Here is a 20,593-nt window from a genome sequence, read left to right as displayed (position 1 = left end):
CGGTCCGACAACCGCTCACCCGTAGGCGACTTGACCTGCCCCACCCTCGCCACACCACAACCAACGAGACAAGCACTCCAAAGTCACTGGCATTGAGGCTAGACCAGCTCGACCAGGTCCGCGATCGACTTGACCACCCGGGTCGGCCGGTACGGGAAGCGCTCCACGTCGGTGGCCGAGGTCAGGCCGGTGAGCACCAGGATGGTCTCCATGCCGGCCTCCATGCCCGCGACGATGTCGGTGTCCATCCGGTCGCCGATCATCACGGCGGTCTCCGAGTGGGCGCCGGCGGTGTTCAGCGCCTCGCGCATCATCAGCGGGTTGGGCTTGCCGACGAAGTACGGCTCGACGCCGGTCGCCTTGGTGATCAGCGCCGCGACCGAGCCGGTGGCCGGCAGCACGCCCTCGGTGGAGGGGCCGGTCTCGTCCGGGTTGGTGCAGATGAACCGGGCACCGGAGTTGATCAGGCGGATCGCCTTGGTGAGCGCCTCGAAGGAGTACGTCCGGGTCTCGCCGAGGACGACGTAGTCGGGGTTGTTGTCGGTCAGCACGTACCCGGCCTGGTAGAGCGCGGTGGTCAGGCCCGCCTCGCCGATCACGTACGCGGTGCCGTTCGGGCGCTGGCTCTTGAGGAACTTGGCGGTGGCCAGGGCGGAGGTCCAGATGCACTCCTCCGGCACCTCCAGGCCCATCCCGGCCAGTCGGGCACTGAGGTCGCGCGGGGTGTAGATGGAGTTGTTGGTCAGGACGAGGAAGGGCTTGCCGGACTCCCGCAGCCTGCGCAGGAACTCCTCCGCCCCGGGGATCGGCGTGCCCTCGTGGATGAGGACCCCGTCCATGTCGGTCAGCCAGGACTCGATGGGCTTGCGCTCTGCCACGTGCGTGTCTCCCGAAGTGTTGCAACGTCTTGCGATGGGCCCTGACCCCGCACAGCCTAATCCGCGCAGGTGGCCGGTGACAGGACGTCCCGGTGGCCGGGATACGGCGGGCGGGATGCGGTGGCCGGGATGCGGCGGGCGGTCGGCGGAAACCGGGAGCAACCGGGCGCCTCGTGATTGAGTGGGGCGCATGAACCCGCAGCCCGCTTCCGCTCCCCTCCGCGTCGGCCTGATCGGCTACGGCCTGGCCGGCTCCGCCTTCCACGCCCCGCTGATCGCCACCACCCCGGGACTGCGGCTGGACGCCGTGGTCACCGCCAACCCGGAGCGGCGCGAGCAGCTGCGGCGCGAGCACCCGGGCGCCCGCGCCGTCGACACCCCGGAGCAGCTGCTCGCCGACCCGGACGCGCTGGACCTGGTGGTCGTCGCCTCGCCCAACCGCACCCACGCCCCGCTCGCCCGGGCCGCGCTGCGGGGGGGCCTGGCCACCGTGGTGGACAAGCCGCTGGCCGGCACGGCCGCCGAGGCGCTGGAGCTGTGCCGGCTGGCCGAGGACCGGGGCGTGCTGCTGTCCGTGTTCCAGAACCGGCGCTGGGACGGTGACTTCCTCACCGCGGGCCGACTGGTGCGGGGCGGCGCGCTGGGCCGGGTGCACCGCTTCGAGTCCCGCTTCGAGCGCTTCCGCCCCAAGCCCAAGGCGGGCTGGCGCGAGCTGGCCGACCCGGCCGAGGTCGGCGGCACCCTGTACGACCTGGGCAGCCACCTGGTCGACCAGGCGCTGACCCTGTTCGGACCGGTCGAGACGGTGTACGCGGAGGTCGACGTGCGGCGCGACGGCGCGGTGGTGGACGACGACGCCTTCCTCGCCCTGACCCACGCCTCCGGCACCCGCTCGCACCTGTGGACCAGCGCCATCACCCCGCTGATCGGCCCCCGGCTGCGGGTGCTCGGCGACACCGCCGGGTACGTCAAGCACGGCATGGACCCGCAGGAGGCCGAGCTCCGCTCGGGTCGGCGCCCGGACGGCGCCCACCCGTGGGGCGCCGACCTGCCCGAGCACTACGGCACCCTGGGCACCGACGAGTCCGCCATCTCGCTGCCCACCGACCCGGGCGACTACCCCGCCTTCTACGCGGGCATCGCGGCCGCCCTGGCCAGCCCGGGCACCCCGCCCCCGGTCGACCCGCGCGACGCGGTGGCCACCCTCACCGTCCTGGAGGCCGCCCGCACTTCGGCGGCCACCGGCAAGGCGGTCCGGCTGGCCTGACGGGTCCGGACCGGGCTGTGCCGGGCCGGGCCGAACTGGACCCGGCCCGGACTGGCCCGGCCCGACCCGGAGAACCGAACCAGAGGATCCGGCTTTACCTCCCCTTGACCCTTTCCCCTACGATGCCCCCGTGAGTGCACATCAGCGGCGGCCGCTCAGCCTCGAAGAGCGCCAGGAGCGCGAGCGGGCCTGGTCCGCCGAGCAGAAGAAGCGCGAGAAGGCCTGGACCGCGGAGTTCGAGGAGCGGCAGCGGGCGAACGGGGCCGAGGCGGTGATCACCTCCACCGTCCAGGAGCGGGAGGCCTGGGCGAAGGGCGAGCGCGCCGGGCGCATCGGCTACCTCGACGTCACCGGGCCGGACGACCTGCGGGTCCGGATCGCGGTGGTCTGGCTCGGCCGGTTCCGGGCGACGGCCCGGCGGCTGAACGACTACAACCCGCTGCGCCACGCCGGCGGGGACTTCGGCGACGGGCTCCTGCTGACGATCCCGATCGCCGCGCTGGCCGGCCTGAACTTCGGGCTCCGCTGGGTCGTGCTCCGGCTGTTCAACCGCCCCCGCTGGGCCGTCGCGGCCGCGGTCGGGCCGCACATCGGCACCTGCGGCCACAACCTGGTGCTGCGGCGCCTCCGGAACCGGGGGGAGGCCCTGCGGTACGCGGCGGCCCTCGCGGACGACGTCGAGCGCGAGGGGACCGCCGCCCTCAGATCCCGATGACCTCCACCGCCGAGCCCAGGCCCCGGAAGTCCGCCACGTTGCGGGTGTAGAGCGGCAGTCCGTGGGCGGAGGCGACGGCGGCGATCATCAGGTCGATCCGGCGCGGGCGCGGCTGGCGGCCGGCGGCGATGGTGAGGGTGACCAGGGTGCCGTAGCGGGCGGCGGCGGCCGCGTCGAAGGGCAGCGGGTCGAAGTCGGCCATCGCCGCGCCGAGCACCTCCAGCCGGGCCGCCCGGCTGAGCGGGTCGCGGGCCATCGAGACGCCCTGCTGGAGTTCGGCGAAGGTGATCGCGGTCAGCTCGGGCACGGCGGGCAGGTCGCCGGGGTTGAGCAGGGCCAGGTCGATGTAGACGCAGGTGTCCAGGACGCCGGCGGGCCGGCGGCGGGGGGCTCTGCGGCGCTCAGCCACGCCGGCGCTCGAACGGGTCGTCGCCCTCGTCCCCGACCAGTTCCTCCGGCCCGAAGTACTCCTCGGCCTCCTTGCGCATCTGCTGGTAGTCCACCCGCGGCAGCTTCACGTGCCGCGCGACCAGCTCCTCCGCGGTGAGCCGCCGTCGCCCGGACACCGGTCGCAGCTCCGCGACCTCGACCCCGTTCCTGGTGATGTGGAAGGTCTCCCCCGCCTCGACGGCGTCCATCACCGCGGCGGAGTTGTTCCGGAACTCCCGCTGGGTAATCGTCTTCATGGATCCACGGTAGCCCCGTGTAGCACCACTGGCTACGCCTCGGACGGAGGCGGCCGGATCGCCGGGAACCCGGCAGGCCGTACGATCGTCCTGCTGTACGTCCGGGAACCGGGGAGACACCGAAGGGAGGGGCCTGCCATGGGCGTTGTGACGTTCCTGCTCGGGCTGCTCCGGGTGGTGACCGGGGACGTGGTGATCGACGGCGGCGCGCTGGCGTCCGTCGCCGCAGTGGCGGCCGTGGTGCTGGTCGCCGGGGCGGTCGCGGGGGCGCTGGCCGGGGCGCGGCTGCTGGGCGCACGGGCGCCGGCGGCGGTGCGCAGCGGGACGCTGCGACGTCGGGCCTTCGGTACGGCCTTCCTGCCGCAGCGCGATCCGGACGCCCGGGGCCGGCGACGCCCCAGGGCACCGGGAGCGGTCCCGGCGGCCGCGTAACTCCGCTTCACCGCAAGCCCTTTCGGCATCCCTTCGGCATCGCCGCGGGTGCCTTCGGTGTCGCCGTGCGTCCTTTCGTGGCCGTCCTCCGCCGATCACTCGCATCCCGAGACCCCGGAGGGCTCGCTCCACCATGTCCGTTCTCGCTGTTCTCGACCCGGCCGTCGCCGTCGCCCACGCCGCGGTCGCCGCCATCGCCCACGTCCTGCCGACCGCACTGGCGATCGTCCTGTTCGTCCTCGTCGTACGGCTGGCCCTGCACCCGCTGGCCCGGGCGGCCGCGCGCGGGGAGAAGGCCCGTTCGACCCTCGCGCCGAAGATCGCCGAGCTGAACCGTAAGTACAAGGACCGCCCGGAGAAGCAGCGCGAGGCGCTGGCCGAGCTGTACCGGAAGGAGCAGGTGTCACCGTTCGCGGGCTGCCTGCCGATGCTGGTGCAGATCCCGTTCTTCTCGGTGATGTACCGGCTGTTCACCACCCCGAACGACCTGCTGGACCACACCCTGTTCGGCGTGCCGCTCGGCCTGCACGTCGGGAACGCGCACGGCGCCGGGCAGTTCGCGGTGTTCGCGGTGCTGGAGGCCGGGCTGGCGGCGGTCGGGTACGTCAACTACCGCCGGGCCCGGCGGGCGGCGGCCGCCCAGACCACCCCGCAGCCGGGGGCGGCGCTGCTGCCGTACCTGTCGTTCGGGTCGGTGCTGTTCGCGCTGCTGGTGCCGGTGGCCGCCGCGCTGTACCTGGTGACGACCAGCGTGTGGTCGGCGGCGGAGCGGGCCTGGCTGTACCGGGGTACGGACCAGGCCCCGGTGACGGCACTGGCGGCCTGAGGGCTCCGAGCCCGCGGGCTCAGTGCCCGCGGGCTCGGAACCCGAGCGCTCAGAAGTGGCGCAGCAGCTCCGGGAAGGCCGCGAGCTGCAGCGTCGCCTCGTCCGGGCCGAGTTCCTGGTGCTCCAGCACCCAGGTGTGCTCGTGCGGGATGAAGACGGTGCGCAGGCCGGCCAGCCGGGCGGGGGCGATGTCGGACTTGGGCGAGTTGCCGATCATCCAGGTCCGGTCCGGGTCGAGGCCGAGTTCGGCGGTGAGCCGCCGGTAGGTGTCGACGGACTTCTCGGCCACGATGTGGACGCTGCGGAAGTGGTGGGCGATCGTGGACGCGTCCACCTTGGCCTGCTGCTCGTCCGGGTCGCCCTTGGTGAGCAGCAGCAGCCGGTGGCGGGCGGCCAGGGCGCCGAGGGTGTCGGCGACGCCGGGGATCAGTTCGACCTCGCCGCGCCGGGTGAGCGGGGTGAGCAGCGCGTCGATCCGGTCGAGCTCGGCCGCGGTGGGGGTGCGGTCGCCGTTCAGCTGCCGCAGGCAGTCGGCGAGGCTCTGCCGGAAGACGGCGGAGCCGTAGCCGAGGGCGGCGGCGTTGGCGGCCTCGATCCGGTCGAGCACGGCTCGGGCGCCGTCCCGCCCGGCGGGAGCGGCGACCCAGTCCAGGAAGCCGTCGATGACCCGCTCGAAGAGGACGTTGTTCTCCCACAGGGTGTCGTCGGCGTCGAAGACGAGGGTCTGGTCGGTGTGTGTCACGGTGGCGGGGTTCCTTGTCGGGTTCTTGGCCGGCTTCCTCACGGGAGGCTGTGGTTCAGCCGAGCAGGCGGGCGGCGCGGTCGAGGGTCTCGCGGAAGTTCGCCTCGGTGGTCCGCCGCTCGGCCTCCTCGACGGTGAGCCACTCCAGCGGCGAGGCCGGGTTCTCCGGCCGGGCCGCGTCCGGGGTGTCGGTGGCCAGCAGGAAGCGCAGGTCGGCGTGCTCGTGGGCGGGCTCGACGGGCGAGGCCGGGACGGGCACCACGGCGAGGTGGAGGAGGGCGGCGTCCGGCCAGGGGGTGAGGTCGGTCAGACCGGTCTCCTCCAGGCCCTCGCGCAGGGCGATGTCCAACGGCCGGGTCTCCCCCGGGTCGCCGTGGCCGCCGACCTGCAGCCAGGCCTGCTGGCGCACGTGCCAGCGCAGCAGCACCCGACGGGTCGGCGGGTGGACGATCAGCGCGGAGGCGGTGAAGTGCAGCGGGGTGCCCCGGTCCCAGAGGTCGCGGGCGTGCGGGCCGTCGGTGTCGTGAGCCGCTCCACCGTGAGCCGCTCCACCGTGAGCCGCGCCGTCGTGAGCCGCGCCGTCGTGGGCGGTGAGCAGGGCGCTCGCCCGGGCGTGGTCGGCGGTCTCGGCCGGGCCCTGCGGCCGGTGGCCGGCCAGGAGTCGGGCCAGGTCGGGGCCCTGCGGGGCGGTACCCGTGGTCACCATGGTGTCTGCGCTCTCCCTCGTTCCGCCCCGGGGCCGCCTCGCCGTGAACCGTTTCCGCGTCCGACGACGTCAACGGGCGTGTGGGAACGGGCGATCGGGTCCGGGGGCTCCGGTTCCGGTGAACCCGCGAAGCCTAGCCGCGGGGCGGTCGGGCGGCCCACCGGTTTTCCCGGCCGCGGGGGGCGTACCTGCTGCTCAGGGCGCCCCCCGGAGGCCGTAGCCTGTGGTGATCGTTTGGGGTCCCGTTCCGGGACAGGTGGAGGGATGTCGTCATGGTGGCTGCTCCGGCGCTCGCCGAGCTGCGCGAGGTGTGCCAGCCGCAGGCCAAGCTGCAGAGCCGCAACGGTGAACACTGGGCGGGCCGGCTCTACATGCGGGCGATCTCGCTGCGGACCACCCGGCAGCTGGTACGCACCTCGGTCTCGCCGAACACCCTGACCTGGGTGATGGTGGTGTGCGGGGTCGGCGGTGGCGCGGCCCTGCTGATCCCGGGCCTGACCGGCGCGGTGCTGGCCGCGGTGCTGTTCCAGCTGTTCCTGCTGTTCGACTGCGTGGACGGCGAAGTGGCGCGCTGGAAGCGCCAGTTCAGCATGGCCGGGGTGTACGTGGACCGGCTCGGTGCCTATCTGGCGGACGCCGCGCTGATGATCGGCGCGGGTGTCCGGGCGGCCCGTGGGGGCTCGGAGCTGTGGGTGTCGGTGGGCCTGGCGGCCGCGCTGGGCGTGGTGCTGCTCAAGGCCTCGACGGACCTGGTGGACGTGGCCCGCGCCCGCAGCGGGCAGCCGCCGGCGGACGAGGAGTCGACCCAGCCGCGTTCCCAGGGCATCGCGACGGCCCGCCGGTTCGCCTCGATCTTCAAGATCCACCGGGTGACCAACGGCATCGAGGCCTCGCTGGTGCTGCTGGCGGCGGCCGTGGTGGACGCCGGACTGCACAACCTGGACGCGACCCGCTGGACCCTCGCCGGGATCGCGGTGATCACCTGGGGGATGGTGGTGGCGCACCTGGCGTCGATCCTGTCCTCCTCGCGCCTGCGCTGACCCGCCCCCACCTCCGCCCGCCCCCGCGCCGCCGAAGCCCGCCGAAGCCCGCCGACGGGCCGGGGCGGCCCGGGCCGCCCCGGCGGGAGAACCGTGACTAGGCGTCGTCCCCGTTGCGGGCGAGCGCGGCGAGGACGGTGTCCAGCAGGCCCGGGAAGCGCTGTTCGAGGTCGACCGTCCGCAGCGCGGAGAAGCGGCGGTTGGCCTCCTCCCGCTGGCTGATCACACCGGACTCGCGCAGCACCTTGAAGTGGTGGCTGAGGGTGGAGGGCGCGACGTCCACCGGGAAGGTGCCGCAGGCCCGTTCGGGCTCGGTCCGCAGGATCCGGACGATGGTCATCCGGGTGGGGTCGGAGAGCGCGTGCAGGACGTCGTACAGGTCGATGGACTCGGCCTCGGGGTGGGCGAGCGCCGGTCGGCGGCGGGTGCTGCGGGGCACGTCCAGACCTCCTCTGATCTGCGATGTTCGACAAACACCGAAATTGAGTGGTACCACTTTGCCACGGCAATTTCGCCGTTCGTCGAACATCGTAGTCGAGGGGGCCCGACATGCGCGCACTGGTGATGACCGCACCCGGTGGAGCCGAGAACTCCGAGATCCGGGAGACCGCCGCACCGCACCCCGGCCCCGGCCAGGTGGCGATCGACGTCGCCTGGGCCGGACTCAACTTCGTGGACGTGATGACCCGCCGCGGCGACGGCGGCTACACCTCCACCTGGCCCTACCTGCCCGGCAAGGAGGTGGCCGGAACGGTCCGGGAGCTCGGCGAGGGCGTCACCGGACTGGCCGTCGGCGACCGGGTCGCCGCCGCACCGGTCGGCGCCGGACTGGCCGAGGTCGTGCTCGCCGACGCCGTCCTGACCGTCCCCGTCCCGGACGGGCTGGCGCTCAGCGCCGCCGCAGCCGCCCCGCTCGGCCTCGCCACCGCCGTCCTGCTGCTCACCGACGCGGGCCGGCTGACCGCCGGGGACACCGTCCTGGTCCACTCGGCCGGCGGCGGCATCGGCAGCGCGATCGCCCAGCTCGTCCCGCTGCTCGGCGGCGAGGGCACGCTGATCGGCACCGTCGGCCGCCCGGAGAAGGCCCCGGCCGCCGTCGAGCTGGGCTACCACCACGCCTTCGCCCGCGACGAGCGGCTCGCCGACGCCGTCCGCACCGCCACCGGCGGCCGGGGCGTCGACCTGGTGCTCGACCCGCTGGGCACCACCGCCCTGGAACTCGACCTGGCGGTCACCGCCCCCGGCGGCCGGATCGTCCTGTTCGGCAACGCGGGCGGCGGCGAGGTCGACACCATGCCCACGCTCGGCCGGCTGATGGGCGGCAACCTCTCCGTCACCGGCTTCAGCCACCGCGCCTACGCCGCCACCGCCCCCGAGCGCCTCGCCCGGGCCATCCGCACCACCCTCGACCTCCAGGCCCACCGCGGCCTCACCCTCCCGCTCACCGAACTGCCGGGCCTGGAGGCCGTCCCGGCGGCGCACGACGCGATGGAGCAGGGGCGGGCCACCGGCAAGTACGTGGTGCGGGTGGGCGGTTGACCACCCTGCGCGGGAAGTCGGCCGGTCCGACTTCCCGCACGACGGCAACTCGCCGTCTCCCGTGAGCACTCAGCTCAACAGCAGCCCGCCCCGATATTCGGGTGCTCGATGGCACCCGAACTGCTTGGATCACCACGGTGAGCACCTCGCAGGCCCTCCCCGTCCTCCGCACCCCGGATCCGCACGTCGCCCATGCCGCCGCCCGGCGGCTGCTGGCCCTCGCCGAGGCGGTGGCCGACTGCAACACCGAGGGCGTGACGACCGCACTCACCGCCGCCGAGGCCCGGCACCTCTTCGCGGCCTTCCCGGAGGCGAGGGCCACCCCCACCGACCCCCACCAGACGGCGGTCCGCGAGGCCGCGACCCCCGGGGTCGAGGCGCTGCTGCCACTGGAGTTCCAGGTCCAACAGCCCGCCGGGACCTTCGAGGAGCGCTTCCTCGACGCCATCGGCAGCGGCCCGGGATCGCTCTCCTGGAGCTACTTCTTCTGGCCCGCCGTACCGGAGTTGGGCATGGCGCGGCGCGCCAAGGACACCCATCTGCAGCTCGCCCTGAACAGCGACAACGTCGACTTCGACCGCCCGGCCGAGCACCACACCCTGTTCGTCCACTTCCGGGACGGCGACGTCGAACGCGCCCGCTGGCTGGCCCGGCGGGCGGGGCTGGCGGACGACGGCGAGGTCGAGTGGGGCTGGTAGCACCCGTGCTCCGCACCCTGGGCACGGCCCGGGCCGCACGGCTGTCGGGGCCGAGCATGGCGGGGATTCTGGTGATCGGCACAACCGGCAGTGTGGGCAGGCAGGTTGTGGCCTCGCCGGTCGAAGGCGGCACGAGGTACCGGCGTTGGTGCGGGGCGGCTCAGCAGCCGGCCTGCCTGCGGGGGCGGAGGCCGTCCGGGGCGATCTGACGGCGCCGGAGAGCCTGGCGACCGCACTGGACGGGGTCGGGGCACCGCGACGGCGGCCCCGGCCCAGCGCCCAGCCGCACTCAGCCGCGCTCGACCGCCAGCTCGATCTCGCGGCCCGCCCCGTCGCCCGGCACCGGCGCCGACGCGCCCGAGTGCTTGAAGCCGGCCCGCACGTACATCGCCTCGGCGCGCGCGTTGTCCTCGTGGACGAACAGCCGGACCCGCTGGAGCCGGGGTTCGGTGAGCGCCCAGGCCCACTCCTGAGCGGCCTCGATCAGCCGGTGCGCCAGGCCGGTACCGCGCGCCTCGGGCCGGACGTAGACCCCGACCACGTGCGCCTGCGGCACGGCGATGACGTCGCCGTCGAGCGCCCCCGGCCCGCCGGGCAGCTCGACCAGCACCGTCATGGTGCCGAGCCACTGCCCGTCGGCGGCCTCCGCGACGAGCTGGCACACGGAGTCGCCCTCGGCGGCCCCGGCGGTGCGGTCCCGCCAGAACTCGTCGGCCCTGGCGGCGGCGTTCTCGTAGGTGTCCAGGAAGGCGAGGTGCGCGATCGGATCCCGCAGGGCGTCCAGGCGGATCGCCCTGCCCTGCTCCCACTCGTCGGCCCGTACGCGTCTGATGACTGTGTCCATCGGATGATCGTCGACAGTCCCGGATCATCCGCGCAACCCTTTTCGAGCCCGTCGGCCGGCGGTACGGCGGCCCCGCCGGTCACCCGTTGACCGGCCGTCTACCGGCAACCGACTTACTGTGCACAGGAGTTCATTCGGCAGACCGGAGGACCATCGTGCTCAGGCAGGTAGTTCACGTGATGATCGGCATTGCGGCGGCTGTGATGATCGGCACCGCGGGCACGTCGCCCCACCCGGGGACGGCCCCGTCCGTCGCGGCGGGCACCGCCGCCCCGGCGGCACCCGAGGGCTGCTCCGGCAGCCCGGCCGGCTGCGTCTGACCGGCCGCGGGCCGGCGAGACCGGTGGGCGGGAGGCGGCACCGGAGCCGTCTCCCGCCCACGTGCGACCGCCCGCCCTAGTCGGCCGGCGGAGGGATGACCGGGGTGAGGATGGCGACGTTGGCGAAGCCCACCGGCTCGGTGATGGCGGCGAGTTCGTACTGGTAGGCGAGGAAGTCGTCCCGTACCTTCCAGAGCCGGGTGGCGTTGGACCAGGCCACCTCACGGGCGGCGGCCATGCTGAAGGACGAGACGTAGTGCTTGAGCGACTCGGCCGGCGCGGTGGCGATCTTCTCCAACTGCAGCTCGAACTCGGCCCGGATCTCCGCCTCGGCGTCGGCCAGCAGGTCGTTGACCTTCTCGAAGTCCTCGTGCACCGGCGGGGTGTCGGGCGTGGTCCGCCGCTGCTTGCAGGTCTCGACGACGGCGAGGGCGAGGCCGTGGTCGATGTGGGCGTTCATCGCGGCCAGGGCGAACTGGATCGGCCAGATGACCGGGTTGTGGCGCTGGTCGAAGATCGGCTGCCAGGCCGGGTCGACCCCACCGCCGGCCTTGGCGGAGTCGACGTTCTTGAGGAAGAGCCCGGCGAAGTTCACGTCCATCTGCTCGATGAACGCGCCGTCCTTGAAGGTGCCGTCGATGACCTTCGCCTTCACCAGCTTGGTGACCTTCAGGTAGATGTGGTTGAAGCAGGCCACGCCGTCGCGGGGGTCGAGCTCGGCGTCGAGCGCCGCGAGTCGGGCGATCACTCCGTCGACGGTGGTGGGGAGTTGGGCAGTCATCACGATCCTTCCGTGGGACGGGTCGGGTGTGCACCGCACGCCGCCGGGGAGCACCTCCGGTCACGGAGCGTGGCGACGCAGCACGAAAGGTAGTGCACGGACGAAGCGAAGTCCCGCAGGCCGCGCACAGACTCCGCCGCATCACACGACAGCAGGCCCCCGGGGCGATCAGGGACGCCTGAAGGCCTCCACCGCATGGTCGGGCACCTCGATCACGACGGAGTGCATGCCGTCGATCCGGGAGACGATCGCCTCGCGCGGCCCCTGCCGCCAGACGTCGCTGCCGTAGAAGGCGTCCTCCTGCGCGCGATGCTGCTCGACGGAGTCGAACGCCCGGAGCAGATAGGCCTCTTCGTGACCGTCCTCGGCGACGAGCGAGCCGCCGTGGTCGACGACCCGGATGCCGGCGGCTTCGAGGAGGGGCACGGACTCCTCGGCCATGATCCGGACGAAGTCGGCCCCGGTGCCGGGCTTCAGACGGTAGGTGCGGATCTCCAGAATCACGGCGGCTCCCCTGTTGTCGGCGAGGCCGACCCTTCCAGTGGCGTGACAGGACCTCAAGTTCCGAATCGTGGGCACGCATGGCCCCTGACGGCCGGGCCGCCGGAAAGGAGGTGTGCGCAGGAAGTCGGCCCGGCCGACTTCCTGCGCGTGCAAGCGGGTTCGCCATGGGGCTGCGATCACCGACGAAGGGGCGTGCGCCTTTCGGGCTCCACCGAACCGTGGGGCGATGGAGAACCGCTCCTGGATCCGGTCCAACGCGTGCTCACATGCGAGCAACTGCCCTGAGGTGGCCATCGCCCCCGACTCCGTCTACGTCCACAGCGGCCTCCTCCCCGACGCCATCCGCAATGGGGAGTTCGACGCCTGACGACCTCTCGGGCTCGATTCGGATCATGGCCGTTGACCTGCTAGTCTTCTTCTTGTCGCGAGGGAGAAGATTCCTCGTCAGGCGTCAGCGGTGCTACCAGAGCACGTCCTACTTTCAGTAGGAAGAGTCCGTGCAATCCGGGCCTGGCGCTCCACAGTCGGAAGGCCCGGCACCTACCCAGGTGCCGGGCCTTCCGCGTTCCCCGCTGGAGGGGGCGACATTGCCCCGAGGCCGTTGGCATCCAGCGCCCCGGACCGAGGCCCGGCGGACTAGGACCAGCGCCCGATGGCGCCCGCCCCGGTGATGCCTAGGCTCACTGCCACCAGCCCCGCCCACCCCTCCCCAGGAGGCAACACCATGCCCGCCGACGGCAGCGCCCACATCCGCATCGCCCGCCCCTCCCGCAACCTCGAAGCGGCGGAGGAGTTCTGGGTCTCCGGCCTCGGCCTCGACGTCCTCTACCAGCACACGACGGACGGCACCCCCGGCGAGCACTCGCTCCTCATGGTCGGCTGGCCTGCGGCCGCCTGGCACCTGGAGCTGGTCCACGACCCCGCCGCGCCCGTCGAACCCCGACCCACCGCCGAGGACCTGCTGGTCGTCTACCTCGGCGAACCCGTCGGCGACGAGCTGCCGGCACGGCTCGAACAGCACGGCGGCAAGCGGGTCCCGGCCCACAACCCGTACTGGGACACCTGGGGCGTCACCGTCCAGGACCCGGACGGCTACCTCCTCGTGCTCTCCACCCGCGCCTGGGCCAACGCCTGACTCCCTTGCGGGCGACGGGCGTTGGGCTCGTCATACCCGGCGGCCTCCCCCACCTCTACCGCGCGGCCGCGACCGCCTGGGTGCTCGGTACCGCCTCCGAGGGCACCTTCGGGTTCCTGCGCGGGCTCGGCGCCGAGGCCGTCCGCACCGGCGGGATCACGGTGCCGATCGCGGCGACCTTCCCGGTCGAGCGGATCCGCGAGGCCGTCACGCCGCAGGCCGAACGACACGTCCACGGCAAGATCGTGATCACCCTCCGAGCCGGTGATCAGCGGGCGGTGAACGGTGGGACCGGCAGGAGGAGGCTTCCTTCGTGCCGGAACCGACGAGCACCGCCCGGGCGTCCGAACTCCCAGGACACCGTCAATCGCGCTGGGGGTCGGATCGCCGTGTGGGCCGTCGTCGGAGTGCTGTTCGCGCTGCTACCACTCGCCCACTGGCTGCTGCGCGCCCGGGCGACACCGTTCCGGGCACCGCTCGCCGGCGCGCTGCTGCTCTGGCTCGCGCTGATCCTCGCCGTCGCCCTCGACCTCCTGCAGCCGCGCAACGAGACCGAGCTGTACCTGCTGTACACCCCGCTCGCCGAACTGGCCGTCCTGCTCGGCCTGCGGTTGGAACGGCGGATCGCCGGGCCGCGCACGGAACGCCCGACCGGCTGGTCCCGGGCGGCGGGCATCGCCTTCCACACCCAACTCGCCCTGGTCCTGCCCCTCACCCCGCTGCTGGCCCTGGCACTCTTCCACGAGGCGGACGTCCCCTCCGCGAAGGCCCTGCCCGAACCGCCACCCGGCTACACCACCCTCCGGACCGGCCAGGGCTGCGGCAACGGCAGCGGCTCCACCTGCTGGCGCACCCGCTACCTCGCCGCCCCACCCGGGGTGCCGACGGCCGAGGCCGCCGACCGCCTCCGACCCCGGCAGCAGTGCGAGGCCAACGGCTGGCTGCTCGACCGGCGCGATCTCTGCACCGAGGTGAGCACCGACGACACCACCATCGTCTACCGCGTCCTCCTCGGCGGCGGCCTCTAGAACCCCGGCCGTGGACCGACGCCGGAGGCGGCTACGGAACGGTCCGGCCCATCGCCCGCAGGACGTCGGCCAACCACACCAAGTGGTGCCCCACAGCACGGTCCTGGCCGGTCAGCAGGTCCCTCAACTGCTGCCAGGACTCCGATAGCTGCCCGATCGTCAGGTCGTCCGGCCGCCTGAGGACGTCATACAGGTCGCTCGATGGGACGGCCCAGAAGTAGTCCTTGTCCAGGACGACGGCATCGCCCGCCCGGGCTTCCTCATGGCGCAGCAGCACGTCGAACGACCTGCGCAGCTCATCGAGGGACACGGACAAGGGCTCACCAGTCATGATCACCATCATGGTGGACGGGCGTGCGCACGACCCCGGCCGGATGACACGGCACCGCGTCCGGGTAGTGCCGGCGGATCTCGCGGATCACCGAGGCGTCCGTGGTGCAGACGTCCCAGCTCGTGCTGTCGAACTCCCGCAGCACCACCTTCAGTTCATCGCCCGCGTACCCGGCGAAGTCCGCATCGATGAACTGGAGACCCGGTGCCACCAGGGCCAGCAGTTCCAGGGTGCCGAGCCCGGCCCCGCCGCAGGCCCGCTCGATTTCGGCGAAGGCGGCGATCTGTCGGGCATCGTCGATCTGTGCCTTCCAACGGAGGCCGAGCCCGAAGCTCCCCAGCCGCACCAGGAGTTCCGGCAGCGTGACGTAGTGCCGACCGGACGGACGGTCCTGGCCGGGCGGGTGGTCGCGCCAGGCCGCGAACGTGACCGACTGGAAGCTGCCGGGGGTCGTCGCCGTCATCTGCGGGCTCCTTCGCGGGCGGGGATCGGTACGCCTGCCCTCACATCATGATCTTCCTCGACCGCACCGTCACCCCGTTTCCTCTCACGTCAGCCCGCACCTTCCGCAGCCCCCTCATTGGGCACCCCGACGCCGCCGCAACTCGTCGAGCCACTCCCGCACCTGCGCGTCGTCGTGCAGGTACGGGCCCCCGGGACCGGTGGCCAGGTCGATCCCGCAGAGCAGTTCCAGGGCCCAGAAGGAGAGTTCGTCCCACGTCAGGTCGTCGTCGAGCAACCAGCAGGACGCCCACCGGTCCGCCTCGTCCCGGCTCACCCGTCCCTCGGCCACGGCGGCGAACCACCACTCGATCTCGTCCAGATCGGGCACCCCCTTCCGGGAGTTCAGGGCGCGCGCGTGCTCGTCGTCGTTCCAGACGACGGCGGGCCCGAGGTCGGCGGGAAGGTGGGCGACGGCCATGGCGACCGCTTCCCCGGCCGAGTCCGTCACCCCGAGCACCCCTCTCATCAGCAACGGCCGTACGCGGTACGGGCGGCCGTTCGACCCCGGTTCGATCGCGACCTCGACCACGAACGAGAGGCCGATGCAGGCTTGGAAGCCGAGCGTCCAGTGGCTGGTGACGGGGAACAGCTGTCGCAGCCTCGGTTCGGCGTACGCCGCCTCCACCAGCCGGGCGTACTCCGGGAACCCGGGAGTCTCGGCCGCCGTCGCCCGGATCCCGCGCCACTGGCGCTCGACGGCCGCGGCCGGGCCACGCTCGGCCGCGGCCGCGAAGTCGTCGTGCTCCAGGAACGGCACCTGTTCGCACATCTCCCGCAGGCTCCGGCCGCTGCTCCACACCACCGCGGCCCGGACGACGTCCCGGAGGTCCGTCGTGCCCCCTGTGATCATCTGAACGCCGCCTCGGCTCCAGCCGACGACGCCGAACCCGCGCCGGTCGGCGGCGGTGAAGACCCGGAGCGGGTTGCGATCGGGGGCTGCGGCCAGGATGGCCGCCTCGGTCTCACCTGGCATCCCGGGCACCAGGCTGACATCAGCGCCCAGCTCGGCGGCCGTCGCCTCCAGGGCGACGGTGAGGCTTCCCGCAGCGGCCGACTCGGGGTAGAGATCAGGATCCACCCCTCCAGTCTGACGATACGAATTCCCTGAATCCAGAGAACGGCCTGATCCCACCACTTCCCAACAAACCGAACGAAAGCGGGTTTTCCGCTCTCGACGCCCGGGGTAGTGCGGAGACGTTCGCACTCCGACGATCGCCACTTCCCATCCGGAGGCGAATCCCCGACACGTTTACGGAAGGCATTCCCATGAACAGGATCGTCCGCAACGTCCTCGCCACCGCCCTCACCGCCGGCGCCCTGACCGCCGCCGTCGCACCGGCCGCCATGGCCGCCGAGCAGGCCCCGTCGGTGGCCGGGGTGCAGGCGCAGGTCCGCAACCCCAAGACGGTCAAGGCCGCCGACTACAACCAGGCCCGCAGCACCCTCGCCAACGCCGGCAGCAAGACCGCCGCCAAGTCCCACCCGGCCCACGGCACCAATGACGTCCCGGTCTCCTACGGCACCAGCCTGCTCGCCGAGGCCCGTGACGAGTTCCGCGCCGCCGACAAGAACCTCCCGCCGAAGGACAAGAAGTCGGACATGTCGATCGCGCACTACAACGCCATCCACAGCGCCGCCAAGACCATGGGCATCGACACCTGGTGACCCACCCGGGCCCGGCGGCCCCGCGGGCTCAGGCCTCCTGGGCACGCGGGGCCGCGACGGCCCGCGGAGCGGTCCGGTGGAACACCCGCCGGAGCGGCACCGCCGTCCCGAACACGAGCAGCCCGAAGAGCGTCATCGGCAGCAGCCCGACCGGCTGGAGGTAGTCGAGCGGCCGGTGCATCAGGCTGTCCCAGTTGCCCCACCAGTTCGCGACCAGGTCCGCGACCATGATCGCCGCGCCGAGCAGTGGTCCCACCGGGCGGGCCCGGGCGACCAGCACGGCGGCCAGCGGGTCCAGTACGAGCAGGGCGTGGAACAGCAGTTGGCTCGGCAGCGGCCAGTCCCGGTAGGCGTGGAGTCCGCCGGTGAGCACGTCGTAGAGGTGCGCCCCGGTCCCCTCGACGAACCCGATCACGTACACCGCCGCCACCCAGCGCGCCCAGCGCGGCCGACGCGGCCCGGCTCCCCGTCCCCCACGGATCCATGTCTGCACCGGGACAGCTTAGGAGGACGGCTCCGCGGCGGCACTCCCCTGCTTGGGCAGCACCCGGGGTTCGCTCAGGCTGCCGTCGGAACGGACGTCGAAGACGGTGAACTTCTCCCGGCCGGTCACGGTGATCTCGTCCGGGCCGGACCAGTCGATGCGGACGAAGTCGCCGCCGCTGGTGTCCCAGGTGCCCATGCTCCAGTGCCGGGCGGACCAGCCGCTACCGGTCTCCAGCTCCACCTGGTAGACCGGGTCGATCGAGAACGCGACATTGGTGACGGTCAGCACCCGGTCCGTGCGGTTCGGGCTGACGAAACGATCCTCCCGGCCTCCGTTGGCGCTGAACAGCAAGGACAGGCCCAGGATCGCGATCCCGGCGACGACCAGCGGTGCCAGGACGGCCGCGCAGCCGATCTGCGCGAACCGGGTGCGAAACCCCAGCCCGACCACCAGCGACGCCACGAGCAGCACCACCGCCGCCCCGATCAGCAGCACCGGCCGATTCAGCCAGTGCTCGACCACCACCAGCCCGCCCGAACGCGAGGCGTGCCAGCCCGGCAGGTAGGCCAGGAACACCGCGAGCGCCGTTCCTCTGAGCCCCCACACGATCCGCGTGCGACGCCTCGCCGTCATCCGTCCCCCCGGGCGGTCTTTTGCCGACCTTTGCGCGGACTTTACTACAGGGGGTCGGCGGGCCGAGAGCGGCAGCCGACGGAGCACTGCGGCGACGTCGTCACGGAACGGCCGTCACGGAACAGGCGTCACGGAACGGCCCTCGTGGAACGGCCGTCGCGGAACGAACGTCACGGCACGGTCCTCGACCGCCGGCGGCCGGAAACACCGGTGCGGCCCGGGTGGTGGGTCTCCCCCACCGCCCGGGCCGTCCGGCGGCTACCGGCCGTACCCCCGTCACCGCCGGTAGAAGACGCTCCGCGACCAGAAGTAGCCGACCACGGTCAGCCCGGTGCACCAGGCCAGGGCGATCCAGCCGCTGTTGCCGATCCCGGTGCCCATCAGCAGGCCGCGCAGGGTCTCGATGATCGGGGTGAAGGGCTGGTACTCGGCGAACCAGCGCAGCACGGTCGGCATCGAGTCCGGCGGGACGATCGCGCTGCCGATGAAGGGCAGGAAGGTCAGCGGCAGCGGGGTGTTGCTGGCGCTCTCCGGGGTCTTCGAGACCAGCCCGATGCCGGCCGAGATCCAGGTCAGCGTGAGCGTCACGAAGATCAGCAGCCCGGCGGCCGCCAGCCATTCCAGCGGGCCCGCGCTCGACCGGAAGCCCATCGCGAAGGCGGCGCCGATCACGAACACCAGCGCGACCACGGTCTGTATGACGCTGCCGACCACGTGCCCGGTCAGGAAGGCCGAGCGTGAGATCGCCATCGTCCGGAAGCGGTTGACGATCCCCTCGGTCATGTCGACGCAGACGCCCACGGCCGTGGCCACCGAGCCGGCCGTCGCCGTCATCAGCACGATGCCGGGCGTGACGTAGTCGATGTAGCTGCCGCCCCCGATGCCCGCTCCCAGTGCGCCGCCGAAGGCGTAGTTGAAGAGCAGCAGCATCATCACCGGCATCACCACGACCGAGAAGGTCATCGCCGGATACCGCTGGGCGCGCTTGAGGTTGCGCCGCAGCATGGTCAGCGAGTCGCTGACCGCGTAGGTCGTCGCGCTCATCGCGCACCCTCCCCGGTGAGTTGAAGGAAGACGTCGTCCAGGTCGGCCGTCTCCACGACCAGCGACTCGGCTCGTACGGAGGCGTTGTCGAGCGTGTCCAGCACGGTCTTCACGGTGAGCACGGAGTTGTCCCCCGGGATGTCCAGCCGCAGCGCTTCGGCGTCGGCGGTGGCGTACTCGAACAGCCGGGCCGCGAGGTCCAGTTGACGGGCGTCCGCGAACTGGAGCCGGATCCGCCCGCCGGGGACGATCCGCTTGAGCTCCTCGGCCGTGCCCTCGGCGACGATCCGGCCGCCGTCCAGGACGGCTATCCGGTCGGCGAGTTGGTCGGCCTCCTCCAGGTACTGGGTGGTGAGGAAGATCGTCACCCCGTGGTCGGCGACCAGCCCCCGGATGATCTCCCACATGGTGCGCCGACTGCGCGGGTCCAGCCCGGTGGTGGGCTCGTCCAGGAAGATCACCTTCGGGTCGCCGACCAGGGTCATCGCCAGGTCGAGCTTGCGCCGCATGCCTCCGGAGAAGGTGACGACGGGCTTGCGCGCGGCCTCGGTGAGCTCGAAGCGCTCCAGCAGCCGCTCCGCCCGCCTCCGCCCCTCCCGACGGGGGAGGTGGTTGAGGTCGGCCATCAGCAGCAGGTTCTCCTCGGCGGTGAGCAGGTTGTCCACCGCCGAGAACTGGCCGGTCACCCCGATCGCCTTCCGCACCCCGTCGGCCTCGCGCACCACGTCGTGGCCGGCCACCCGGGCGGCGCCGCCGTCGGCCGGGATCAGGGTGGAGAGGATCTCCACCGTGGTGGTCTTGCCGGCGCCGTTCGGCCCGAGCAGGGCGAACACGCTGCCCGCCGGGATGGTCAGGTCGACGCCCCTGAGCACCTCCTTGTCCCCGTAGGACTTGGTCAGCCCGACCGCCGAGATCGCCGCCATCAGGCCCTCCGGACGGTGACGCTGCCGACCTGGGTGGTGCCGTGGATCTCGGCCGTCTCCCGGGCCTGGCCCGGGCCCTCGGCCGCGCCCAGCTCGTTGCGGACGGCGCCGAACTTGCTGTGCACGTCCAGCCAGGCCGCCGTGCCCTCGGCGATGCCGATCTCCAAGTCCCCGACGCCGGCCTGCAGCGAGACCTTGCCGCGGACCACCCGGCCCAGCCGGATGTGGCCGTTCGCCGTCTTGGCGTCCACGGCCCCCTCGGCGAGGCCGACGTGGATCCGGCCGTTGGAGGCGTTGGCGGTCAGCTCGCCGTGCACCTCGTCGATCTCGATGTCGCCGTTGCTGTTCTTGACCGTCAACCGCCCGCCGACGGCGCCGACCTCGATCCGGCCGGCCCCGGCCACCTCGGCGTCGCCGGCGATCGCGCCGAGCCGGATGTCCCCGTGGTCGGTCTTGAGCCGAGCGCTGTCGGCCCGGTCGAGCTGGATCCGGCCCATCGAGATCTTGAGCCGGACGTCGCCGAGCGGGCCCTCGGTCACCACGTCCGCCATCGGGGAGTCGAGGTGCAGCTCGGAGCCGACGGGCAGCTCGACGAGGACCTCGATGGAGCCCTTCTTGCTGGAGAACACGGTGCGCTGCTTGGGGCCCTTGAGGGTGAGCCGACCGCCGGAGAAGTCGACCTGGGTCAGCTTGGCGGCCTTGATGTCGGCCTCCCGGTCCGCGCTGGCGGGACGGACCTCGACCGCGGCGTCGGCGCGCTTGCTCGCGCGGACCCACACCGAGCCGATTTCGAAGTCGAGGGAGGCGGAGATCGGTCCGTCGGTCTCGTACGTAGGCATGGCTGTGCCGTCCTCTTCACTCTCGT

The 20,593-nt window shown here is 72.5% G+C and carries 29 protein-coding genes; 12 read left to right on the top strand and 17 right to left on the bottom strand.

The genetic code is table 11. From position 1 onward, the window contains the following. Positions 1-98: 98 nt before the first annotated feature. Positions 99-878 carry an HAD-IIA family hydrolase gene (locus ABTZ03_RS39900; protein WP_350518130.1) on the bottom strand — a complete coding sequence of 260 codons (780 nt, stop codon included), beginning with the start codon at positions 876-878 and terminating at the stop codon, positions 99-101. A gap of 190 nt (positions 879-1,068) precedes the next feature. On the opposite strand from ABTZ03_RS39900, the gene ABTZ03_RS39895 reads away from it, so the two are divergent. Together ABTZ03_RS39895 and ABTZ03_RS39890 are read left to right on the top strand one after the other, a co-directional pair. Beyond that, a complete protein-coding gene (locus tag ABTZ03_RS39895) occupies positions 1,069-2,145 on the top strand; it encodes a Gfo/Idh/MocA family oxidoreductase (RefSeq protein WP_350518129.1) in 1,077 nt (358 codons plus the stop codon). A gap of 130 nt (positions 2,146-2,275) precedes the next feature. After that, positions 2,276-2,860, top strand: coding sequence for a hypothetical protein (locus ABTZ03_RS39890; protein WP_350518128.1), 585 nt, complete (start codon positions 2,276-2,278; stop codon positions 2,858-2,860). Here ABTZ03_RS39890 and ABTZ03_RS39885 read toward each other — a convergent pair. Next, positions 2,847-3,269 (bottom strand): type II toxin-antitoxin system VapC family toxin, encoded by a 423-nt coding sequence (locus ABTZ03_RS39885; protein WP_350518127.1) that lies wholly within the window; start codon positions 3,267-3,269, stop codon positions 2,847-2,849. The two genes, ABTZ03_RS39890 and ABTZ03_RS39885, sit on opposite strands and share 14 nt — an antisense overlap. Further along, positions 3,262-3,546, bottom strand: a complete 285-nt coding sequence (locus ABTZ03_RS39880; protein ID WP_063349249.1) for a type II toxin-antitoxin system Phd/YefM family antitoxin — start codon at positions 3,544-3,546, stop codon at positions 3,262-3,264. Before ABTZ03_RS39880 ends, ABTZ03_RS39885 begins: the two co-directional genes overlap by 8 nt. Positions 3,547-3,684: 138 nt before the next feature. Here ABTZ03_RS39880 and ABTZ03_RS39875 point away from each other — a divergent pair, with 138 nt between their 5' ends. After that, entirely contained in the window at positions 3,685-3,978 is a 294-nt protein-coding gene (locus ABTZ03_RS39875) for a DUF6412 domain-containing protein (protein ID WP_350518126.1), read from the top strand. A 133-nt stretch (positions 3,979-4,111) separates the two neighbouring features. Continuing rightward, complete coding sequence (locus tag ABTZ03_RS39870) at positions 4,112-4,804, top strand: YidC/Oxa1 family membrane protein insertase (protein ID WP_350518125.1); 693 nt, start codon at positions 4,112-4,114, stop codon at positions 4,802-4,804. Positions 4,805-4,853: 49 nt separating this feature from the next. Here ABTZ03_RS39870 and ABTZ03_RS39865 read toward each other — a convergent pair whose 3' ends face one another. Together ABTZ03_RS39865 and ABTZ03_RS39860 are read right to left on the bottom strand one after the other, a co-directional pair. Continuing rightward, positions 4,854-5,546 (bottom strand): HAD family hydrolase, encoded by a 693-nt coding sequence (locus ABTZ03_RS39865; RefSeq protein ID WP_350518124.1) that lies wholly within the window; start codon positions 5,544-5,546, stop codon positions 4,854-4,856. A 55-nt stretch (positions 5,547-5,601) separates the two neighbouring features. Further along, positions 5,602-6,252: an NUDIX hydrolase gene (locus tag ABTZ03_RS39860; RefSeq protein ID WP_350518123.1), complete on the bottom strand. Its 651-nt coding sequence runs from the start codon at positions 6,250-6,252 to the stop codon at positions 5,602-5,604. 272 nt (positions 6,253-6,524) lie between these two features. Here ABTZ03_RS39860 and ABTZ03_RS39855 point away from each other — a divergent pair, with 272 nt between their 5' ends. Next, positions 6,525-7,292 (top strand): CDP-alcohol phosphatidyltransferase family protein, encoded by a 768-nt coding sequence (locus ABTZ03_RS39855; RefSeq protein WP_350518122.1) that lies wholly within the window; start codon positions 6,525-6,527, stop codon positions 7,290-7,292. 97 nt (positions 7,293-7,389) lie between these two features. Here the strand turns inward: ABTZ03_RS39855 and ABTZ03_RS39850 are convergent, their stop codons facing one another. Continuing rightward, complete coding sequence (locus ABTZ03_RS39850; RefSeq protein WP_350518121.1) at positions 7,390-7,731, bottom strand: ArsR/SmtB family transcription factor; 342 nt, start codon at positions 7,729-7,731, stop codon at positions 7,390-7,392. A 110-nt stretch (positions 7,732-7,841) separates the two neighbouring features. On the opposite strand from ABTZ03_RS39850, the gene ABTZ03_RS39845 reads away from it, so the two are divergent. Together ABTZ03_RS39845 and ABTZ03_RS39840 are read left to right on the top strand one after the other, a co-directional pair. Next, complete coding sequence (locus ABTZ03_RS39845) at positions 7,842-8,831, top strand: quinone oxidoreductase family protein (RefSeq protein WP_350518120.1); 990 nt, start codon at positions 7,842-7,844, stop codon at positions 8,829-8,831. A 137-nt stretch (positions 8,832-8,968) separates the two neighbouring features. Then, entirely contained in the window at positions 8,969-9,529 is a 561-nt protein-coding gene (locus ABTZ03_RS39840; RefSeq protein ID WP_350518119.1) for a hypothetical protein, read from the top strand. Between the two features lie 289 nt (positions 9,530-9,818). Here ABTZ03_RS39840 and ABTZ03_RS39835 read toward each other — a convergent pair whose 3' ends face one another. After that, positions 9,819-10,373, bottom strand: a complete 555-nt coding sequence (locus tag ABTZ03_RS39835; RefSeq protein ID WP_350518118.1) for a GNAT family N-acetyltransferase — start codon at positions 10,371-10,373, stop codon at positions 9,819-9,821. Between the two features lie 179 nt (positions 10,374-10,552). Between ABTZ03_RS39835 and ABTZ03_RS39830 the strand changes: the two genes are divergently transcribed. Continuing rightward, complete coding sequence (locus ABTZ03_RS39830; RefSeq protein ID WP_350518117.1) at positions 10,553-10,693, top strand: hypothetical protein; 141 nt, start codon at positions 10,553-10,555, stop codon at positions 10,691-10,693. 76 nt (positions 10,694-10,769) lie between these two features. Here the strand turns inward: ABTZ03_RS39830 and ABTZ03_RS39825 are convergent, their stop codons facing one another. Next, entirely contained in the window at positions 10,770-11,474 is a 705-nt protein-coding gene (locus ABTZ03_RS39825; protein WP_350518116.1) for a DUF5995 family protein, read from the bottom strand. A gap of 168 nt (positions 11,475-11,642) precedes the next feature. Then, entirely contained in the window at positions 11,643-11,978 is a 336-nt protein-coding gene (locus ABTZ03_RS39820; RefSeq protein WP_350518115.1) for an NIPSNAP family protein, read from the bottom strand. A 226-nt stretch (positions 11,979-12,204) separates the two neighbouring features. Here ABTZ03_RS39820 and ABTZ03_RS39815 point away from each other — a divergent pair, with 226 nt between their 5' ends. From ABTZ03_RS39815 to ABTZ03_RS44335, 3 genes are all read left to right on the top strand, one after another. Next, positions 12,205-12,345, top strand: coding sequence for a hypothetical protein (locus ABTZ03_RS39815; protein ID WP_350518114.1), 141 nt, complete (start codon positions 12,205-12,207; stop codon positions 12,343-12,345). A 357-nt stretch (positions 12,346-12,702) separates the two neighbouring features. Beyond that, positions 12,703-13,113, top strand: coding sequence for a VOC family protein (locus tag ABTZ03_RS39810; protein ID WP_350518113.1), 411 nt, complete (start codon positions 12,703-12,705; stop codon positions 13,111-13,113). Between the two features lie 5 nt (positions 13,114-13,118). Then, a complete protein-coding gene (locus ABTZ03_RS44335; RefSeq protein WP_502894748.1) occupies positions 13,119-14,141 on the top strand; it encodes a hypothetical protein in 1,023 nt (340 codons plus the stop codon). 31 nt (positions 14,142-14,172) lie between these two features. Here ABTZ03_RS44335 and ABTZ03_RS39800 read toward each other — a convergent pair whose 3' ends face one another. The 3 genes from ABTZ03_RS39800 to ABTZ03_RS39790 form a co-directional block, all read right to left on the bottom strand. Next, a complete protein-coding gene (locus ABTZ03_RS39800; RefSeq protein ID WP_350518112.1) occupies positions 14,173-14,472 on the bottom strand; it encodes a hypothetical protein in 300 nt (99 codons plus the stop codon). Continuing rightward, positions 14,462-14,935, bottom strand: coding sequence for a hypothetical protein (locus tag ABTZ03_RS39795; RefSeq protein ID WP_350518111.1), 474 nt, complete (start codon positions 14,933-14,935; stop codon positions 14,462-14,464). Before ABTZ03_RS39795 ends, ABTZ03_RS39800 begins: the two co-directional genes overlap by 11 nt. A 114-nt stretch (positions 14,936-15,049) precedes the next feature. Next, on the bottom strand, positions 15,050-16,054 hold the full coding sequence (locus tag ABTZ03_RS39790) for a DUF6193 family natural product biosynthesis protein (protein ID WP_350518110.1): 1,005 nt from the start codon (positions 16,052-16,054) through the stop codon (positions 15,050-15,052). 188 nt (positions 16,055-16,242) lie between these two features. On the opposite strand from ABTZ03_RS39790, the gene ABTZ03_RS39785 reads away from it, so the two are divergent. Further along, positions 16,243-16,641, top strand: coding sequence for a hypothetical protein (locus ABTZ03_RS39785; RefSeq protein WP_350518109.1), 399 nt, complete (start codon positions 16,243-16,245; stop codon positions 16,639-16,641). 28 nt (positions 16,642-16,669) lie between these two features. Here the strand turns inward: ABTZ03_RS39785 and ABTZ03_RS39780 are convergent, their stop codons facing one another. From ABTZ03_RS39780 to ABTZ03_RS39760, 5 genes are all read right to left on the bottom strand, one after another. Continuing rightward, on the bottom strand, positions 16,670-17,134 hold the full coding sequence (locus ABTZ03_RS39780; RefSeq protein ID WP_350518108.1) for a hypothetical protein: 465 nt from the start codon (positions 17,132-17,134) through the stop codon (positions 16,670-16,672). 9 nt (positions 17,135-17,143) lie between these two features. Continuing rightward, positions 17,144-17,761 carry a hypothetical protein gene (locus ABTZ03_RS39775; protein ID WP_350518107.1) on the bottom strand — a complete coding sequence of 206 codons (618 nt, stop codon included), beginning with the start codon at positions 17,759-17,761 and terminating at the stop codon, positions 17,144-17,146. Between the two features lie 276 nt (positions 17,762-18,037). Further along, a complete protein-coding gene (locus ABTZ03_RS39770) occupies positions 18,038-18,805 on the bottom strand; it encodes an ABC transporter permease (protein WP_350518106.1) in 768 nt (255 codons plus the stop codon). Further along, on the bottom strand, positions 18,802-19,728 hold the full coding sequence (locus tag ABTZ03_RS39765; protein ID WP_350518105.1) for an ATP-binding cassette domain-containing protein: 927 nt from the start codon (positions 19,726-19,728) through the stop codon (positions 18,802-18,804). The genes ABTZ03_RS39770 and ABTZ03_RS39765 overlap by 4 nt, the downstream gene beginning before the upstream one ends. Next, positions 19,728-20,567 carry a DUF4097 family beta strand repeat-containing protein gene (locus ABTZ03_RS39760; RefSeq protein WP_350518104.1) on the bottom strand — a complete coding sequence of 280 codons (840 nt, stop codon included), beginning with the start codon at positions 20,565-20,567 and terminating at the stop codon, positions 19,728-19,730. Before ABTZ03_RS39760 ends, ABTZ03_RS39765 begins: the two co-directional genes overlap by 1 nt. Between the last annotated feature and the right edge of the window lie 26 nt (positions 20,568-20,593).

The organism is Kitasatospora sp. NPDC096077 (assembly GCF_040303245.1).
Classification (GTDB): Bacteria; Actinomycetota; Actinomycetes; order Streptomycetales; family Streptomycetaceae; genus Kitasatospora.
This window is presented reverse-complemented; position numbering and strand designations above follow the sequence as displayed.

What these genes read in the sequence shown, in the direction of transcription:
- ABTZ03_RS39860 (WP_350518123.1), bottom strand. Translation starts at nt 6,252, where the DNA reads ATGGTGACCACGGGTACCGCCCCGCAGGGCCCCGACCTGGCCCGACTC.
- ABTZ03_RS39815 (WP_350518114.1), top strand. Translation starts at nt 12,205, where the DNA reads ATGGAGAACCGCTCCTGGATCCGGTCCAACGCGTGCTCACATGCGAGC.
- ABTZ03_RS39770 (WP_350518106.1), bottom strand. Translation starts at nt 18,805, where the DNA reads ATGAGCGCGACGACCTACGCGGTCAGCGACTCGCTGACCATGCTGCGG.
- ABTZ03_RS39855 (WP_350518122.1), top strand. Translation starts at nt 6,525, where the DNA reads ATGGTGGCTGCTCCGGCGCTCGCCGAGCTGCGCGAGGTGTGCCAGCCG.
- ABTZ03_RS39870 (WP_350518125.1), top strand. Translation starts at nt 4,112, where the DNA reads ATGTCCGTTCTCGCTGTTCTCGACCCGGCCGTCGCCGTCGCCCACGCC.
- ABTZ03_RS39765 (WP_350518105.1), bottom strand. Translation starts at nt 19,728, where the DNA reads ATGGCGGCGATCTCGGCGGTCGGGCTGACCAAGTCCTACGGGGACAAG.
- ABTZ03_RS39875 (WP_350518126.1), top strand. Translation starts at nt 3,685, where the DNA reads ATGGGCGTTGTGACGTTCCTGCTCGGGCTGCTCCGGGTGGTGACCGGG.
- ABTZ03_RS39880 (WP_063349249.1), bottom strand. Translation starts at nt 3,546, where the DNA reads ATGAAGACGATTACCCAGCGGGAGTTCCGGAACAACTCCGCCGCGGTG.
- ABTZ03_RS39775 (WP_350518107.1), bottom strand. Translation starts at nt 17,761, where the DNA reads ATGACGGCGAGGCGTCGCACGCGGATCGTGTGGGGGCTCAGAGGAACG.
- ABTZ03_RS39795 (WP_350518111.1), bottom strand. Translation starts at nt 14,935, where the DNA reads ATGACGGCGACGACCCCCGGCAGCTTCCAGTCGGTCACGTTCGCGGCC.
- ABTZ03_RS39825 (WP_350518116.1), bottom strand. Translation starts at nt 11,474, where the DNA reads ATGACTGCCCAACTCCCCACCACCGTCGACGGAGTGATCGCCCGACTC.
- ABTZ03_RS39845 (WP_350518120.1), top strand. Translation starts at nt 7,842, where the DNA reads ATGCGCGCACTGGTGATGACCGCACCCGGTGGAGCCGAGAACTCCGAG.
- ABTZ03_RS39835 (WP_350518118.1), bottom strand. Translation starts at nt 10,373, where the DNA reads ATGGACACAGTCATCAGACGCGTACGGGCCGACGAGTGGGAGCAGGGC.
- ABTZ03_RS39785 (WP_350518109.1), top strand. Translation starts at nt 16,243, where the DNA reads ATGAACAGGATCGTCCGCAACGTCCTCGCCACCGCCCTCACCGCCGGC.
- ABTZ03_RS39760 (WP_350518104.1), bottom strand. Translation starts at nt 20,567, where the DNA reads ATGCCTACGTACGAGACCGACGGACCGATCTCCGCCTCCCTCGACTTC.
- ABTZ03_RS39830 (WP_350518117.1), top strand. Translation starts at nt 10,553, where the DNA reads ATGATCGGCATTGCGGCGGCTGTGATGATCGGCACCGCGGGCACGTCG.
- ABTZ03_RS39810 (WP_350518113.1), top strand. Translation starts at nt 12,703, where the DNA reads ATGCCCGCCGACGGCAGCGCCCACATCCGCATCGCCCGCCCCTCCCGC.
- ABTZ03_RS39800 (WP_350518112.1), bottom strand. Translation starts at nt 14,472, where the DNA reads ATGACTGGTGAGCCCTTGTCCGTGTCCCTCGATGAGCTGCGCAGGTCG.
- ABTZ03_RS39895 (WP_350518129.1), top strand. Translation starts at nt 1,069, where the DNA reads ATGAACCCGCAGCCCGCTTCCGCTCCCCTCCGCGTCGGCCTGATCGGC.